The organism is Ktedonobacter robiniae, assembly GCF_016587375.1.
GTDB lineage: Bacteria > Chloroflexota > Ktedonobacteria > Ktedonobacterales > Ktedonobacteraceae > Ktedonobacter > Ktedonobacter robiniae.
The window spans coordinates 1378184-1394751 of sequence record NZ_BNJG01000002.1 but is presented as its reverse complement, the minus strand read 5'-3'; the positions used below and the strand labels follow the sequence as shown (position 1 = coordinate 1394751).

Genomic DNA, 16568 nt, shown 5'->3' with positions numbered 1-16568 from the left:
CTCCCGAAGATGATGAGCTTCCACCAAAAAAAAACTTGCCAGCTCAGCCTTTATTACGTAGGAGGGGCGGCAAAGTTGCATCTTTATTGGGCGGAGGGGGAGTGTGAACCAGAAGGTGGAGCCATTCCTCTTGAGCTTGCCAGAGGCTACGTTATCCTGCGTATAACTTCCCAATGAAGGGATTTCCTCTTGCATAAAGAGGCATTGAGTGGCAGTATGATAGACATGATCGCGCCGCGCTGCCAGGTCTCGCGGATGTTGCCTGCTGCGTTTACCCTACAGATCGCTTGAAAGGATGTGTATGACCACCTCGCATGTCTCTCATATTTTGGAATTGCCGCTCTTCCTCAACCATAACGCTAATGAACCCTTGCACCGCCAGTTGGTGACACAATTGCGCGAGGCCATCCTTCAAGGCAGCATCTCTGCGGGTACGCGCCTGCCCTCTACGCGTTCGCTGGCTCTGCTGTTACATGTCTCACGTACCGTTACTATCGCGGCCTATGATGAGTTGTTTGCCGAAGGGTATATCGAGGGACGGCATGGCTCGGGCACCTATGTCGTCGAAGATCTTTCGTTGCTTAAGCGCTCGCCTTTTCCCAGTCCTGCCGGGCCGCCGCGCTGGCTGCGCAGCGTGGAGCCGCTGCTTATACCGCGTCCCGTTGTGCCGCGAGAGGCGATAAATTTTCGTCCAGGTACGCCTGATATGCAGTTTTTTCCTGAGCGGACCTGGCGCGAGCTCTGGCGCCAGGTTGGACACGCCGTGCCGCCCAATACCTATGGCGAGCCCGCAGGTCTCCTCGAACTACGGACAGAGGTCGCCGTTTATTTAGGGCGCGCTCGTGGCATTGCCTGCCAGGCCGAGGATATCATTATTACCTCGGGAGCCACACAGGCCGTGAACCTCATTGTTCAGGCGACCCTGGTGCCGGGCGATACCGTCGCCCTGGAGGAACCCGGCTATCCCCTGGCACGTTTTGCTTTTCGTGCCAGCGGTCTACATATTGTTCCTATACCCGTAGATGACGATGGCCTGGATGTCAGCCAGCTGGCCAATGGAGAGGTCGCGCCCTACCTGGTTTATGTCACGCCCTCGCATCAGTATCCGCTTGGTTCGCGCCTCTCTTCGGTGAGGCGGGTCGCGCTCTTGCAGTGGGCCGAGGCCAATGATAGCCTGGTGATTGAGGATGATTATGATGGCGAGTTCCGCTTTCACGCGTCTCCCCTGCCGGCGCTGGCGAGCATGGATCGCGCCGGCAGGGTGGTCTACATTGGCACCTTCTCCAAGGTTTTGATGCCCGGGCTGCGAGTGGGCTACCTGGTTGCGACGGCTCCACTACGCGAGCGAATCGCCCGTTTGAAGCGCATGTTCGATTATCATGTCACCTGGCCCACACAGTATATGCTGGCCGCGATGCTGCGCGATGGGCATCTGGAGCGCCATATTCGGCGTATGCGCCTGCATTACGCCGAGAAGCGCAGACAGTTGGCGGAGATCTTTGCTCCCGTTGCATCCTGGGCGCGCCTCTGCGGCCTGGAAGCTGGAATGCATGTCTCCCTGGAGTTCCATCCCGCCCTGGATGCATACGAGATCGCCCGCGAAGCCTCGGCAAGAGATGTGTATGTCCCCACCCTCGATGAGTTCTATACAGGAACGCCCGACCGCAACGGCCTGCTCCTGGGCTATGGCAGCCTCGACGCGCAGCAAATCTATACCGGCGCGCAAACCCTCGTCGAGCTTATTAAAGATCGAACATAGGCGCCCGATTTATCGCGCGTGAGGCGATTTATCGCGTGAGTATAGGGCACGATCAGCTACATTGTCTGGCGCCGCTTGATATGGGGCAACGAAATGTTGTGTTTCATAAACACCACCCTGTTTTTGTGCGATAAATCGCCTTGTGCGCGATAAATCGGGCACCTATGAAGATTGTTTATGCTCCTCTTATACAGGAGGGCAAGTACCTACCTTGTTTGCCCTCCTGCATAGGTGTTATTTTAAATCGGAGGTGACCGCGTACCAGCTGTAGATGCCATTGCCAGTCACCTGGCCGGGATGGGTGTCGCTGATGTAGGTGTAGAGGAGATGCCCGTTGTAGGCAACCTGGTCGCCAGCTGAGATCTTCTGTATGCTAAACTGGCCTGGCAGGGTGGTCATGCTAATTTGTTTCTGCTGGCTATCTACCAGGAGGGGAGGCCACGCCTTCAGGCAACCACCTGTGCAGGCTGGTTTGCTGAGTGTGTCGGGTGTGTAATAGTAGAGCACGAAGCCGCGTGCATCGGTGAGGACTGTGCTGGACTTACCAGTCAGGGTGAGGTGGGTTGTTTTGATGGGTAAGAGCGGGTTGGCGGCAGGAAAGGATGTATTGTTGTTTGAAACGCTGCTTTTCGCTGTATTGCTATTGCTGGTCACATTCTCGCGCGTGCCTACTTTACACCCTGTGACCAGGAAAGGTAGCAGCAATAGTAGTGCCATAGTGAGTTGGAAGCCGAGACGATAAGCGCTTATAGACATCAAAAAACCTCCTTTGCCATTCAATCGTATGAGCGAAGCTAGCTGCTGCGAAGCGGCGTTCACGATTGTTTTTTATGGTATGCAGTCAGTTCTGATATCAATGCATGGGTATCTACCTCTAGCATACACAGGGCATATGATGTATGAGGGAGAGAAGGGGAGAAAACTTTACTAACACATAGAAATTAGCATGCTCTTCCATATATACTTATGTGTAAATATGTGGACAATGGCGAGTTTGAATGTTAAACTGATGAGGAATTAGGATTTTTTGGGGATACACCATAAGCACTATTTGGCAAGCAAACAAGTTTATTAAGCCGCTTCTGAAGTTATGGTAAATGCCTGATAGTCGTGTATTGCTGACCACAAAAAAGGTGTATCATTACGTTTGAATAGTTTTCTGTATATATGTGCGTGTGTGTAACAAATTAAATTTTTTCTCATATATCCGCGTGTAGGGAAACATGTGGTCAGTTGTGAAGCGGATGTTGAAAAGGACTACTTCGCTATGGGTGTCAGTCAGCCTTTTATAAGTACGCGAGATCGCCGCAGGCATGCTCAAGGGCCGAGCAAAAGGGTGCGCTTCTCGCTTCTCTTCCTTCTCTGTATGGGCATGTTGTCGGGGCTGCTTACGGCATGTGGAGGTGACGCTCATCTGCAACAGGATGCGCAGCAGCAACAGAAGTCTTTTGAGCAGGCATTGAGTCATGCTCAGAGTGTGGGCGTGCCCAACACACTATTGCAGCCGATTGAGAAGCAGCAGCAGGATCTCCAGTCTTCCTCTGCGCCCTGGAACTTTTTTGATGCCAGTATTGTCGATGATTACTATCGCAACCTCTCCCAGCGCTACGATGCACTCTCGATTCAGACTGAGGGCTTGATAGACTCCTCGACCGATCGCTATCGCCAGCAGGCTGTAAGCGACCTCGATCATCTTCAGAGTAGCCTCGCCAATAAGCAAAAAGAGAGCCTTCCTCTGGATACGCTGACAAAATTTTATCAGCAGAATATGAGTCAGGAACAGAAGGCGCAGTATCCCAAGGATTATCTCGCGATCAGCGCCAATGCGAAAGATGCGCTGGCGACGCTGAACCAGATGCCTACCACACTTCAGAAACTTCAGACACTCAAGGATATCATTGATCTGATGAAGGAGAGTAAGCAGGACTCAAGTACCCTCCAGAAGCAGTATGATGACAATTACAGCGAGATCTCGAAAGCGCTGAAGTCGCAGGAACTGACCCAGGTCGAGAAGAATGTTGATAAGCAGACGGAGCAGGCGGCGGGAAGTTTCCAGAAATTGATCCCGCAACTGGTCAAAAACAAGGTCGACCAGTATGATACTCAGGTGCAGCAGCTTAAGACCTATGGCGTTGATAACACACAGTACCAGAAGGTCTCCGATGATCTGCATACAAAAGGGGATAGCGTCAAAAATCTACAGGATTACCTGGCCTTTGCCAAGGTCTATAACAGCGATCTACAGGGGATGCAGAAAGACCTGACGATGGGCAAGGCCTCCTACGAGATCAAGCAGTTCCACCAGGAGGTCGCGAATTGGGGTGGCGCGCATGTTTATCACAACCCATATGATGGCAAGGATTACTGGCCGGATATGGGGTATATGACCAAGGGCATCGGCGAGGACCTGGATCGCGAGTTGAGCGCCGCCTCAAAGCTGGCGGATTACCAGCAGGTCCTGACAGATGTCGAGAATGAGGTCTTCCACCTGCAAATGTACGAGACCGACTTCAACGACAAGACGCCCTATACTCAGTCGCATGCTACAGATATCCAGCTACTCCAGCACTATAAACTAATGGGAACACAGGTGATCGTCGTCTCATTTGCTGAGCAGGCCCTGCGCCTATATGAGAACGGCGTCGTGGTCAGGTCCTTCCAGATCACAGCAGGTCGCCCAGAACTGCCCGCGGTACCAGGACTCTGGTCGGTGATGTGGCGCAAGACCAAGACCGTCTTTAAGTCACCTTATCCCAAGGGATCGCCCTACTACTACGCGGATACGCCCATTAACTACGCGATCATGTATCACGAGGGTGGGTACTTCCTGCACGACTCCTGGTGGCGCAATGATTATGGTCCAGGGACACAGTACTTCCATATTGATTCCAGTGGCAATACCAGCGCCAACTATGGCACACATGGCTGTGTCAATATGCCAACCGACCAGGCTGCCTGGCTCTATGATCACACCAGTTATAACACCTCAATTTTGATGTATTAGGCCATCTGAGAAAAATACTGGACCCGCCGCATTTGCGGCGGGTCCAGTATTTTTCTCAGATGATGTTACCAGGTCATATGGTTCAGGCTGGTATGAGGTGCTGGCTGGCCCATTTGGCGCGGGTGATTTCGTAGACATGCCGGGTCTCGCCATGTTCTCGCTGATGCATCCCTAGTTTTGTAAGTATTTGTGTCAGGGTCTGCTCCAGCGTCGGATTCTCCTCATGGGTGTGGGCGATGATACGTTCAATCCCCAGAACGCGGAAACCATAAGCCAGGCAGGCGGTCGTGGCCTCAGTGGCGAAGTCGTGCTCCCAATACTCTGAGGTGAGCGAATATGTCAGTTCTATCTCGTCCTTGGTACGTGTCAGACCACAGAGCCCCGCTGGTTGGTGTTTACCGCGCTCGAAGACACTCCAGCAGCCGAAGCCGTACTGGTCCCAATGGCGTAGTACGTTAGCGATGCACTGACGCGTCTCCTCCTGTGTGAGCACGTCTCCCGATGGCTGGTGAAGCTCATCCGCAAGCCAGCGTTGAAATAGCACCTCGCCATCCTGCTGCGTGGGGCGGCGCAGTACCAGGTGTTCGGTCTCAAGTTCAGTGGTCAGCGTGTACTGACTATGGTCTGAGGCCTGCTTTCCTTGCTTATGCACGTCTTCCTTCTGCCTTTCTGCTAATCGATACACTGCTTCTGCAAAACCAGTTTGTAGCTTCCCTTGTGGTATATAACGAACGAATGAACGAAGATTATTGATGAATTGAACATTTTGCGAGATTTGGAGATGAAAGAGAGAGGCTAAGCGGGCTTTTCAGGCTGATTAAGCAGGTAAACAGGTACACAAAAGTACATGATGAGACATTTGGGTATATGCATGCGATATGGGATGGCCCGACGCTACTAATGGAGTTTTAAAAATGAATCAGAGAATGTCTGCGGGCTGCGCTGCGTCGCCCCAGGTCCCATAGGCGCCCGATTTATCGCGCGCCTATGATGCGTGAAAATGTTTCGCCTGGTATTCTCAGATTATTTTTTTTAACAGCATTAGTAGCGTCGCCCCAATTCGCTGGCCGTGCGCGCGTTTTCTGAGAGCCACTTCTCCGCCAGGTGTTGCACACGTTGAGGAATTATATCGCCTAGTTGCGCCACAATATCGGCGATGGTTTGTGCGCGTAGCTCGTCGCGCCAGAGTTTTTCGGCACGTGCCATGGCGACATGGATGGTACAGGGGAGGCGATAGGCGGACGCTTCGATGGCGCAGGGACCCTGCTGGCGAATCTCTGTACAGCGGAAGGCCGGCTCTGGCCCGTCGATGGCTTCGACGACATCCAGAAGGGTAATCTCGGTGGCTGGGCGCGCCAGGCGGTAGCCTCCTCTGGGACCCGGCACCGATTCGATAATGCCTCCCCTGGTAAGGGCCTGAAGATGCTTGGAGAGGTAGGTCTCCGAGACGCCGTGATATTCGGCCAGGGCCTTCGTTGGCAGGGTGGCCTTTGTTGGCAGTCTTGCCAGCACGCTGGTGCAGTGCAGTCCCCACTCAACTCCTTCGCTTAGCTTCATAGATGCATCCTTTTTCATATAATGGTTATAATCAGACATTATATATCCTGGATGCAATTTGTCCAGATCTGTAAGCAGGCTTTTCGTGCCTACGGCGCTCACCGGGTAAGGGGATTGGGCCCTGGTTGGGCGAATGCCCAACCAGGGCCCAATCCCCTTACCCGGTGAGCCAAACTACGTTTCTCTGTAATCGCGCTCACCGGTTGCGGGATTGTAGAACACTTCCATAAGTCGCTTGCTGGTTGGATCAATGAAACGCTCGCCAGTGGGCTGCCAATGCCCCTGCGTTCGATCCACCCGAGTGCGATATCTTTTGCGCTCCAGGAGCATGGCGCAGATCAGAATGAAGCCGTTCACCGCGAGATACAAAACCAGCCAGAGCGTCACATGGACAATGAACAGCAATACAGCGGCACCAATTAAGTAGAGCAAACCATATACAATGATTCCTCTCCGCAGCATACTGCTCCCTACCTCTCTGGCTCGATTACCACTGCCGTGCCATAGGCCACGATTTCACTCATCGTGCTGCCAATCTCCGCGGAATCAAACTGCATTCGCACAACCGCGTTCGCACCCATAGCTGTGGCATTTTGGACCATGCGATCAATCGCGTGCCGGCGTGCATCCTCCAGGAGTGCGGTGTATTCCTTGATCTCGCCGCCTCCAAGGGAGCGTAGGCCCGCCATGATGTTCCCTCCCAGGCCTCGGCTGCGCACCACCACGCCAAAGACCTGTCCTTTGGTTTCCACAATCCTATGCTGGGTGATCCCTTCTGTCGTAACAATGAGCATGACTTTCTCCTTCAGTTATGGATGTGTGCAGGACACCTGCACACATCCATAAAAACAGTGTGTAAAAAACCTTGAAACGAACTCGCGCATTCACCTGGGAATGTTCTTTTAAGCCTGAGCTTTGCTTCTTTGATCCGCAACATCTACTCAAGCGTGAGCAGTCAGCCACTCTTGAATGCTAGCCAGCGTCTGCGGGTCCAGGCGGGTATCGGGGCCATTATAGCTCTCCGTTATCTCGGCAGGTACCAACTCCGACCGAGGCCGCAGTTCTTGCTTGAGGACGTGATTGGCGTTCTCTGGGAAGAGAAAGGTCACTTCCTCCCGTCCCGCAGCAGCCTGCTCAAGCTTCTCACCATCAGCCTGCCAGTCGATCTGGAGGTCCTTCTTCCCAATGATGACCAGCACCGGAACATTCACCTGCCTGAGCAGGGGAGCCGCATCGGCCGTCCAGAGCTCACGGGCAAAGGGCAGGTTGGCTGGGGTTTCTAGACTCTTCAGCAGCATTTGGACCCCCTCCGGTAGTGCTGGATCTGGCACGATGGGCTCTCCTGCCAGGAAGCGGGCAATGGCAGCATCGTAAAGCGCTAGCAATGCATCTCCATTTGGGACACGAGCTGCCTGCGCGGCCAATTGGGAGCGCCCAACCGTGCCAACGGGCTGTCCAGGAGGGCCGGTGAGCACGAGTCCCGCGAACGGAGTCTCAGGGTTGTGCAGTTGGTAGTTCAAGGCGTGAAGAGTTCCTTCGCTGTTGGCGAGCGCGAAGATCCGGTCGTGACGCACGTACGCCTGGCCTGCCATGACGTGTACCGCTCCGGCGAGTTCGTCGACATGGCTTTGCATGCTCAATTTGCCGATCAGTAGTGGCACATTCTCGCGTGCATGGGGGCCGGAAGCACGCTTGTCGTAGCGCAGTGAGGCGATCCCTGCCCGTGCTAATGCTTCCGCAAGTAGACGCGCGCTGCCATTGGTTCCTGGCAGGAGTGGGGAATTCCAGTCGCGGTCAGTTGGGCCACTGCCTGCCACCATCACCACCGCAGGAAACGGTCCGAGGCCAGATGGCTTGACCAAGGTGCCATACATAGTCGTCTCGCCCATCGGCCAGGTGACTTCCGAGCTCTCTCCATACAAATCCTGATCAGTCATTCTGCATATCCTTTCATGATCTCTTTTTTCTTTCCGGGGTTTGCCCACAGGTGCATAGTGCGGGTGCTCAGACAGTGGAACTCTGCGCTCCCTCTTGGCGTCTGATCACGAGGAAGGTCCAGGATACGTGTAAAAAACACGCATAAGCTTTTCAGTTCATATGATCCTCTTCCTGAGTGACTGACACACAACTCTGCTAATATGCTTGCTTGCGAAACAGCGGAATCGCCAGTGCCACAGGCACAATAGCCGCAATCAGGCAGATAAGCAACGCTTTCAGCGGGAACATCGTCCCCTGGTAGGCTGCAAAATTGGACCAGTAGAATGGCAGACTCCAGGCATTGAGCGTGGCATTTGGAATGAGACCCGGAATACTCAACAGCAGCGTGAGCAAGAGTGAAAAAATCAGGGGACGGAGCACATCATGAAACAGTACCGAGAAAAGCAGTGCCAGGCCCAGGACAAAGAGCATTCCCAGCCAGAGCAGAACCGTCGAGATCAGCACTCCGCCCACATTTTGCGGATGGCCCACAATTGCCGCCGCGATGAGAATGGCGATGCCGCTCAGCAACATCACCCCTAGCAGAATGAGCGCGCTGACCAGATACTTCGTCAGTAGCACACGATCACGACTCACCGGCTTACTCAACAGGAAGAAGATCGTTCCTTTGTTGACTTCACTGGCAATCAGGCTCGCTCCCAGGACCGCCGCCAGAATCGCCAGGATCTCTGGCCCGTTCTTCGAGAACCACTGTGACCAGACATACCCATCATAGCTGCCGGTTAGCTGTTGAATCGGCCCCTGCAATTGCGAAGGAATCTGCTGGGCTGCGTCGCCAGTCAACTGACCCGCCAGCACATTTTTGATGAGGTCGTATGTACTCGCAAGTGCCGCAGCGGCCAGGACCGCTACCACACTGCCGATGATGGCCTTCCAACGCGCCTCGATGAACTCCTTAACGACCATTGCTTTCCTCTTTCATGTATTTCAGGAAGAGATCTTCCAGATCGAGATCAACGATGTCCACATTGCGCAGCGCGTGGGACCGCGCCTGAATTGTCTGTGAGAGGGACTCCACATTACCATGTGTCAGCAACCTTACACTACGCCCCTCCTGCTCCAGGCTCATCACACCCGGCAGGCCGCGCAGTGCGGTGACTTCCGCTGCTGGTGGGCGTTCAACGTAGGTCAGCTTCAAGACCTTCTGTGTTTGCTTCAAATGGTCTAATTCATCGCACACAATCAGTTTCCCATCGCGGATAATGCCCACCCAGTCGGCTACCGCTTCTACGTCGGAGAGAATATGCGAAGAGAAAAAGATCGTCTTGCCCTGGGCGGCAATCTCTGCCACCAACTGGTTCAAAACCTGGTGGCGTGCCACCGGGTCCAGTCCCGCTGTTGGCTCGTCCAGAATCAGCAGATCAGGATTGCTGCCCATCAGCAGGCTGAGCGCCAGTTGCGATTTCATCCCCTTGGAAAATGCGCCAACCTTGCGGTTCATTGGCAGCCCGAACAGGCTCACATAGTGGTCCACCATCCCTTGATTCCACTGCCTGCTGACCGAGCGGCAGAAGGCGCAATGCTGCGGGATCGTTAGGGAATCGTACAGGCTGTTGACCTCGCTCATATAGCCCACGCGACCCCGCACCTCCAGGCTTTGCGAGACGGCGTCATAGCCCAACACGCGCACGCTGCCGCCATCCGGCTTGCGCAATCCCAGTATGGTTTTGATCGTCGTCGTCTTGCCTGCACCATTGGGACCGAGAAAGCCAAAGATGGCTCCTGCTGGCACGGTCATGCTCAACCCATTGACTGCTGAGCGCTCGCCATATTTCACCTCCAGGTTCTGGAGTTCAATAGCTGCTGGTGTCGTGCTTTCTGTTTCCAGCTGATTCATTGCTCCCACAGACGCGCTACTCCTTTTCAAAGAACTGCTGTTGACCAGGGATGGCTCCTGTCTGCTTGCCATCAGTGTTCTCCTCTTGTCTGTCTTGCTGTCCGCGATAGAAGCGGGTCAGCTCTCTCTCAAAACAGTCGCGCACCTCTTGCTCGCTGATGCCGAGATTTGCAGCATCACGCACCAGCTCACTTATCTGCTTAAAGAGCGCATCAAGCTGGTGCTGGCGCAGCGCGCCATTCAAGTTCGCGGTTACAAGCGTTCCTACCCCCTGGCGACTCTCAATTAACCCTAGCCTTGCCAACTCATCATAAGCCTTGACAATGGTATTTGGCGCAATAGTAAGTTCGCTTGCCATTTGGCGCACCGTGGGCAATTGATCGCCGGTCTGCAGGATGCCGATCTCTAGCGCATGCGTGATTTGTTGCACCAGCTGCACATAGATCGGCACACCGCTGCGAGGATTGACATCGAGCCAGTTTGGCATCCTTCATCTCCTCTGCTAAATTGTGTCAGAGATATGATACATTGAAACATTGGTACAGTCAAGGACACTGGCAGAGTTAGTAGCCGCGTACGCAAATAGCGGGCCAGTGGTATATACTGTATAGCAAGCTGGAGCTAGAGAGGGCGCCGGGCCGCGCAGGCTGGCGCGCCTAAGGGAAGGATATTTTTATGGCGAGAACGATTCAGGAAGTGCTTGATCTGATTATTGCGGCAGTGCCGGGGGCGCCGCAGGCAGGCTCGGTCGATGTATTGAAGAGTGGCGATCCAGCGTGGGAGGTAACGGGGATCGTAACGACCTTTACGGCCTCGATGGATGTGCTGCGCCAGGCGGTCGAGCTGGGCGCGAACCTGGTGATTACACATGAACCTACCTACTACAATCACTATGATAGTGACTGGCTGGCGGACGATCCCGTGGTGCAGGCCAAGCGCGCCTTTATTAAGGAGCATAAGTTGGCGATCTTCCGCTTTCACGATTACTGGCATATGCATAAGCCTGATGGCATTGTTACCGGCATGGTCAAGGTCCTGGGCTGGGAGGCCTATAAACAGGATGATGAATGGATGGTGGTGGTGATCCCTGGGATGACGGTCGGGAAACTGGCGGCCAGCCTGAAAGAGAAACTGGCGTTGCCAATTGCGCGCGTCGTGGGCGAGCCAGAACAGCCCTGTGAACGCATCGGACTGATTGTGGGCGCGATGGGAGGCGAGTTCCAGATCAAGGCCTTCGAGCGCTGGCAGCTGGACGCCGTTATTTGTGGCGAGACCTCTGAGTGGCAGACGTGCGAGTATGTGCGTGACGCCAATGCGCTGGGCTTCAACAAGGCTCTGCTCATCGCCGGACACGCCAAAAGCGAGGAAGAGGGCATGCACTATCTCGTCGAATGGCTCCAGCCCAAAATTCCTGAGCTTTCGATCACCTATATTGCCGTGGGCGACCCGGTCTCTATTTTCTGACCTCTTGCACCTGCGGCGCTCGCCATTTTTGCAACCCCAAGGGGGCGCATGGTATCTTCACTCACATAGGTGCCCCGTTTACGGCGCACAAGGCGATTTATCGCACGAGTACAGGGTTGCGACCATGCATACCACTTGGCAAACGCCGCCAGGTGATACCGCCATCTGGAGGCATTCCGGACTGTTATGGATAAATAACTGTTACGCTGTATTCGTGCGATAAATCGCCTTGCGCGCGATAAATCGGGCGCCTATGGTCGGGAAAAAGCGCGCATATAATGTTTGATATGTTGAGTAGTAGTAGTTGTGTACCTTGTGCCCTTCAGGGTAGCAAGTAGCGGGAAAGTGAGCTGTATGAGAGTAACTGTCTGTGAGTTGCCAGATGAGCGGCAGGCCTTTGCTCCCGCCTGGGAAGCGCTTGTAGCCTATGTCAAAGAGCAGAAGAGCGAACTGGTGCTGTTGCCGGAGTTGCCCTTCTCGGCCTGGTTCGGGCGCACACCTGAGTTTAAGGCTGATGTCTGGCAGCGGGCCGAGGCGGAGCATGAGGTGATGATGAGGCGCCTGCCAGAGTTGGCGCCTGCGATCGTCCTGGGAACGCATCTGCTGACCGAGGAGGGGCGACATCTCAATCGCGGTTTCTCCTGGTCGTCTGCTGATGGCTACAGGGGCATTCATGATAAATACTATTTTCCCGACGAAGAGGATTTCTATGAGCGGCGCTGGTTTGACCGCAGCCCACGTGATTTCACGGTGGCGCATGTGCAGCAGGACCTGGCGCTTGGCTTCCTGATCTGTACTGAGGTCATGTTCAATGAGTGGGCCAGGCACTATGGACGGCAGGACGCGAATATCATCGCCGTGCCCCGCGCCGCGACCAGGCATGAGCGCTGGGTGATCGCGCCCCAGATGGCCGCGATTGCCTCCGGCGCCTTTGTGCTCTCATCCAACCGCGTGGATGAACATCTGTTTAGTGGGCGCGGCCTGGTGATTGATCCCGATGGCAAGCTGCTGGCCGAGACGTCACGTGAAAAGCCATTTGTTACAGTCGACATCGACCTGGAGCAGAGCACCCAGGCGAAGCGAACCTACCCACGCGACGTCGTAGAGTAGGGGTGCGCTACTTACGTACGCACCTACTGCTCTTCTCCAACATTTTGTGGTAATATACTCCACAATATCGATATATATCATTCCAGGTACGAGGCCTGCATGTCCCCGAATGGGGGTTTAAGGAGATGCTCATGCCCGAAGAGCGCAAACTGGTTACCATTCTTTTCGCCGATGTTACTGGCTCGACCGCCCTGGCCGACTCCCTTGATCCCGAGGATGTGCGTGCCCTGATGAGCCGCTACTATGATCATGCGCGCCGTGTGATTACCCCGCGTGGCGGCACGCTGGAGAAGTTTATTGGCGACGCGGTGATGGCGATCTTTGGGTTGTATCAGGCGCATGAGGATGATGCTGAACGGGCCCTGGCCTCTGCCCTGGCGCTACGCGAGGCCGTCGCCAGCGATGAGATTCTCAGCCCCATCTTCCGCCTGCGTATCGGGGTGAATACCGGTGAGGTAGTTGCCACCAATAATCCTGACCGCCTGGATTTCCTCGTCACGGGCGATGCCGTGAACGTCTCGGCGCGCTTGCAGCAGGGTGCCAATCCAGGCGAGATTATTGTGAGCGAGCGTACGGCTAACGCGACACGCAAGGCCTTTCTCTTTGAAGAGCCGCGTCTGCTCCAGGCCAAGGGGAAGCCACAGCCATTGCAGATCTTCCCCTTGCAGTGCAAGCGGACCATGCGCCTGGTGGAGCGCCACCCCTTTGTGGGGCGTGTCCAGGATCTACGCCAACTAGAGATTTTAAAAGAGCGTGTACTGCAAGAGCGTAGCTCGCGAGTGGTTTCCATCGTTGGTCAGGCGGGCACAGGTAAGTCGCGTCTCCTGGAGGAATTTCTCACGCAGATCAAGCCTGAAGAGGGTCTGCGCGTCGCCTCCGCGCAGTGTCTCCCCTATGGCGAGACGCTGACCTACTGGCCCCTGCGCGGCCTGCTGACCCAGTTGCTGGGCCAATCTCCAACTCCGGAGCAGGTGCAGACCATCTATCAGCAAGGGGGCTATGAAAGCATAGACGCGGCCCGCCTGGCTGACTTGATCATGACCACCCTCGGTATGGAAGAGGATGGCGAGAAACGAGAGCGCAAGGCTCCTTCTGCGATTCCAGAAGGTTTACCTTCAATGCCAGAAGGCCTGAGGCTGAATTTGAGTGGTGCTGAGGCCAGGGATGTATTCGCGGGCTTTAGTAAGAGGCTTATAGGCAACTTCAAGCAGTCTAACGCCTTGAAGCGTATGGGCGACCTTAGAAACGGGACAAAACCTGGTAAGCAGACTATAGGTGATTCCGCCAAAAAAATCTTTAATCTGGACTCCTTGCTGGAGTTAGATGGGCTGGATGAACTGGTTAGCTTGACGAGTTCCCCTGGGCCAAAGGATGGCGAGCGCCTGGGAGCGCTTGGGGAGAAGCTGCGGGTGAGTGGCGGGGCCCTCAGGGACGCGATCAATGAGAGCGTCTATAGTACGCTACGCGAGGTTGTGCCCTCGCGCTTCCTGGCGACGGATCGTGAGAGTCTCTTTGCCGCATGGCGTCTGCTTATTGAACTGCTGGCCCGCCAGGCTCCCCGCGTCGTTGTCTTTGAAGATCTGCACTGGGTCAGTGACGCCCTCTTCGACCTGGTGGAACATATAGTACAGCTCGGGACCGCCGCCCCCATCTTGTTTGTAATCTTAAGTCGTCCAGAGCTGCTAGAGCGCCGGGTAAGCTGGCGTGATAATCGCTGGCAGATGACCGTCCTGACGCTGGAGCCATTGGCAGAGGCGGAGACGCAGGAGCTGCTTGAGCGGGTACAGGCTGATGTTCCGGATAGGATCAGGCGCCAGATTGCCGAGCGCTCAGGTGGCAACCCCTTCTTCACGCTTGAACTGTTGCGTGGGTATGCTGAGCGTGCGCAGCGGGGCGAGGTGGACGCTAACCTGGATTTACCCGATACCGTGCACGCGGCTATCCTGGCGCGTATCGACCTGCTGTCCCGCCAGGAGCGCTCCTTACTGCAAGCGGCCTCCGTCTCCAAGCGCGCCTTCAGCCGCCAGCTGCTCATGGCTCTTATGGATGAATATGAATTGGATGCGGCCCTGGATGGCTTGAAGAGCCGCAATATGCTTATGGCCCTCGACGAGGAGCGGTATACCTTCCAGCATGTGCTTATTCGTGATGTGGCCTATGGGACCCTGGCGCGTCCTGAACGCATTCGCCTGCACGGCAAGACCGCGCTCTGGCTCGAAGATCTTAGCGCCCAGCAACCCGGCGGGCGCGACGACTACATTGAACTAAGCGCCTATCATTACCGGAAGGCCGTGGAACTGGCGCGCCAGTCGGCGGTACCGCTGGCCCTGCCTTTCAAAACAGAGCGCGCGGCTCAGGCTTTCGAGCGCGCAGGCCTCTATGCGGGGCGCTCAGGCGTCTTCTCCGAGGCCAGTTGTTACCTGCAACTAGCCATCGATCTCGCGCCCTCCTCCCAACATGCGCGCCTGTACGAGATGCTAGGCGAGAGCGTCTCATATGGTGATATCTCATTTGAGGCCTATCAGAAAGCGCTCGCAAGCTGGCGTGCGGATACAGTGCGTCAGCCACAGGTGGGTGCGCGACTCATACGCAAGTTGCTTATGGAGGGTACGCGTAACTCGCTGGTATCCAGGTTCTCCATAGAGGAGAGAGAGGCGTTACAGCGGGAGGCCTTGACCCTGCTTGAAGGCACAAACGACGAGGACGAGCTATGGCGTATTCGCCTGACAGAATGCTTCAGCCCGCAGGTATGTTATAGCGAGAATAACCCCGGTGGGAATGACCCCGCCCGACTGAGCTTGATTAAAGAGAAGAGGAGCCTGGCTGAGCAGGCGGTGAACTATTTTGAGCGGCGTCGCTACTGGGAGGCGCTCAGCGAGGCGCTGGACGCGTATGGCGTACTCTCAATCTCCTCGCATGCTCTGCCGGAGGCCCTGGCTGCGATGGAGCGTCGGCTCACCATTCCAGATCTCCCAATCACCGAATGGGCGGACGCGGTCGGCTCTGTGGTTTGCTGTCTCTTCCTCATGGGCGACTATGCCTGCTGCATTACCAGCGTGCATGAGACATTCGCGAACCTGAAGCCGGGCCAGCCGGTGGCGCGTTTGGGTAAAGTCGTGAGCTATGGTCTGCTGGCTGCCTATCTCTCTGGCCGTTGGGAGGAAATGGAGAAATTGCTGCCCAGGCTGGACGAGATCCACGAACTGGTGCTCTATGATCCCTCCGCATCGGCGCAACTCGCGCGCGGCTATCATGCCATGCTGTTGATGGCGCTAGCCCGCGAGGATCAATCTCTAATCGATGCGCTAACTCAAAAATTACGCAAAGACACTCTATCGCTTGGATCGGCCTTTCTGAGCGTGATCGATGCCATCGTGGAGGATGATGTGCATAAACTGCCTCAGGAGAGGCCCGCTCAAGTGAGCGATATGCTCAGCGTGGCCCTGCTGCTCTTCGTGAACGAGCATGGATTCTCGCTCTCGGAGGAGATGCTGGGGCATGTCAGGGACATTGGAGATGGAGATCGCTGCCTCCGCGAGATCGCCCTCGCCCTCACCTCGAATGACCTGCCCCGCCTGGCGCACGCGATTGACGAGGCCGAGGCCCATAAGTTAGTCCATCATGCGGCGCGCATGCGCATCATCCTGGCTGCGCTCAGCCATGATCCCAGGCCCTTAGCCCTTGCTCGTCCCGTGCTAGAGCGCCTGGACGACCGCCAATTCCTGCGCCGCCTCGAAGAGGTCGCGCAGAGCATCAATGTCTGAAAAACACAAAATACTTGACAGCTTGCCAGCTTACCCCTTAAACTCAGCTTTCTGAGTAATTGTAGGGTCCATGCC

General features: G+C 55.4%; 14 protein-coding genes. 5 read left to right on the top strand and 9 right to left on the bottom strand.

Going from position 1 to position 16568, the window contains the following annotated elements; all coding sequences use genetic code 11:
- The first annotated feature begins 301 nt into the window (after positions 1–301).
- Positions 302–1759, top strand: a complete 1458-nt coding sequence (gene pdxR / locus JMJ04_RS26735; RefSeq protein WP_201373471.1) for a MocR-like pyridoxine biosynthesis transcription factor PdxR — start codon at positions 302–304, stop codon at positions 1757–1759.
- 234 nt (positions 1760–1993) lie between these two features.
- Here pdxR and JMJ04_RS26730 read toward each other — a convergent pair whose 3' ends face one another.
- Positions 1994–2515: a COG4315 family predicted lipoprotein gene (locus tag JMJ04_RS26730; protein WP_201374494.1), complete on the bottom strand. Its 522-nt coding sequence runs from the start codon at positions 2513–2515 to the stop codon at positions 1994–1996.
- A gap of 469 nt (positions 2516–2984) precedes the next feature.
- Between JMJ04_RS26730 and JMJ04_RS26725 the strand changes: the two genes are divergently transcribed.
- Complete coding sequence (locus JMJ04_RS26725) at positions 2985–4763, top strand: L,D-transpeptidase family protein (RefSeq protein WP_201373470.1); 1779 nt, start codon at positions 2985–2987, stop codon at positions 4761–4763.
- 82 nt (positions 4764–4845) lie between these two features.
- Here the strand turns inward: JMJ04_RS26725 and JMJ04_RS26720 are convergent, their stop codons facing one another.
- The 8 genes from JMJ04_RS26720 to JMJ04_RS26685 form a co-directional block, all read right to left on the bottom strand.
- Positions 4846–5415 carry a GNAT family N-acetyltransferase gene (locus tag JMJ04_RS26720; protein WP_201373469.1) on the bottom strand — a complete coding sequence of 190 codons (570 nt, stop codon included), beginning with the start codon at positions 5413–5415 and terminating at the stop codon, positions 4846–4848.
- A 389-nt stretch (positions 5416–5804) separates the two neighbouring features.
- Positions 5805–6320, bottom strand: coding sequence for an RrF2 family transcriptional regulator (locus JMJ04_RS26715; protein WP_201373468.1), 516 nt, complete (start codon positions 6318–6320; stop codon positions 5805–5807).
- 174 nt (positions 6321–6494) lie between these two features.
- The gene (locus tag JMJ04_RS26710) at positions 6495–6782 is read right to left on the bottom strand and encodes a hypothetical protein (protein WP_201373467.1); all 288 of its coding nucleotides are present in this window, start codon (positions 6780–6782) and stop codon (positions 6495–6497) included.
- An 8-nt stretch (positions 6783–6790) separates the two neighbouring features.
- Entirely contained in the window at positions 6791–7114 is a 324-nt protein-coding gene (locus JMJ04_RS26705; protein WP_201373466.1) for a heavy metal-binding domain-containing protein, read from the bottom strand.
- 147 nt (positions 7115–7261) lie between these two features.
- On the bottom strand, positions 7262–8257 hold the full coding sequence (locus tag JMJ04_RS26700; RefSeq protein ID WP_201373465.1) for an alpha/beta hydrolase family protein: 996 nt from the start codon (positions 8255–8257) through the stop codon (positions 7262–7264).
- A gap of 196 nt (positions 8258–8453) precedes the next feature.
- Positions 8454–9224, bottom strand: coding sequence for an ABC transporter permease (locus tag JMJ04_RS26695; protein WP_201373464.1), 771 nt, complete (start codon positions 9222–9224; stop codon positions 8454–8456).
- Positions 9214–10227: an ABC transporter ATP-binding protein gene (locus JMJ04_RS26690; RefSeq protein WP_201373463.1), complete on the bottom strand. Its 1014-nt coding sequence runs from the start codon at positions 10225–10227 to the stop codon at positions 9214–9216. Before JMJ04_RS26690 ends, JMJ04_RS26695 begins: the two co-directional genes overlap by 11 nt.
- Positions 10172–10642: a GntR family transcriptional regulator gene (locus JMJ04_RS26685; protein ID WP_201373462.1), complete on the bottom strand. Its 471-nt coding sequence runs from the start codon at positions 10640–10642 to the stop codon at positions 10172–10174. The genes JMJ04_RS26690 and JMJ04_RS26685 overlap by 56 nt, the downstream gene beginning before the upstream one ends.
- 188 nt (positions 10643–10830) lie before the next feature.
- Between JMJ04_RS26685 and JMJ04_RS26680 the strand changes: the two genes are divergently transcribed.
- From JMJ04_RS26680 to JMJ04_RS26670, 3 genes are all read left to right on the top strand, one after another.
- Positions 10831–11619: a Nif3-like dinuclear metal center hexameric protein gene (locus JMJ04_RS26680; protein ID WP_201373461.1), complete on the top strand. Its 789-nt coding sequence runs from the start codon at positions 10831–10833 to the stop codon at positions 11617–11619.
- Between the two features lie 354 nt (positions 11620–11973).
- A complete protein-coding gene (locus tag JMJ04_RS26675) occupies positions 11974–12729 on the top strand; it encodes a carbon-nitrogen hydrolase family protein (protein WP_201373460.1) in 756 nt (251 codons plus the stop codon).
- Between the two features lie 131 nt (positions 12730–12860).
- Positions 12861–16493 (top strand): adenylate/guanylate cyclase domain-containing protein, encoded by a 3633-nt coding sequence (locus JMJ04_RS26670; RefSeq protein ID WP_201373459.1) that lies wholly within the window; start codon positions 12861–12863, stop codon positions 16491–16493.
- The last annotated feature ends 75 nt before the right edge of the window (positions 16494–16568 follow it).

What these genes read in the sequence shown, in the direction of transcription:
- JMJ04_RS26675 (WP_201373460.1), top strand. Translation starts at nt 11,974, where the DNA reads ATGAGAGTAACTGTCTGTGAGTTGCCAGATGAGCGGCAGGCCTTTGCT.
- JMJ04_RS26715 (WP_201373468.1), bottom strand. Translation starts at nt 6,320, where the DNA reads ATGAAGCTAAGCGAAGGAGTTGAGTGGGGACTGCACTGCACCAGCGTG.
- JMJ04_RS26730 (WP_201374494.1), bottom strand. Translation starts at nt 2,515, where the DNA reads ATGTCTATAAGCGCTTATCGTCTCGGCTTCCAACTCACTATGGCACTA.
- JMJ04_RS26670 (WP_201373459.1), top strand. Translation starts at nt 12,861, where the DNA reads ATGCCCGAAGAGCGCAAACTGGTTACCATTCTTTTCGCCGATGTTACT.
- JMJ04_RS26700 (WP_201373465.1), bottom strand. Translation starts at nt 8,257, where the DNA reads ATGACTGATCAGGATTTGTATGGAGAGAGCTCGGAAGTCACCTGGCCG.
- JMJ04_RS26695 (WP_201373464.1), bottom strand. Translation starts at nt 9,224, where the DNA reads ATGGTCGTTAAGGAGTTCATCGAGGCGCGTTGGAAGGCCATCATCGGC.
- JMJ04_RS26685 (WP_201373462.1), bottom strand. Translation starts at nt 10,642, where the DNA reads ATGCCAAACTGGCTCGATGTCAATCCTCGCAGCGGTGTGCCGATCTAT.
- JMJ04_RS26705 (WP_201373466.1), bottom strand. Translation starts at nt 7,114, where the DNA reads ATGCTCATTGTTACGACAGAAGGGATCACCCAGCATAGGATTGTGGAA.
- JMJ04_RS26690 (WP_201373463.1), bottom strand. Translation starts at nt 10,227, where the DNA reads ATGGCAAGCAGACAGGAGCCATCCCTGGTCAACAGCAGTTCTTTGAAA.
- JMJ04_RS26710 (WP_201373467.1), bottom strand. Translation starts at nt 6,782, where the DNA reads ATGCTGCGGAGAGGAATCATTGTATATGGTTTGCTCTACTTAATTGGT.
- pdxR (WP_201373471.1), top strand. Translation starts at nt 302, where the DNA reads ATGACCACCTCGCATGTCTCTCATATTTTGGAATTGCCGCTCTTCCTC.
- JMJ04_RS26680 (WP_201373461.1), top strand. Translation starts at nt 10,831, where the DNA reads ATGGCGAGAACGATTCAGGAAGTGCTTGATCTGATTATTGCGGCAGTG.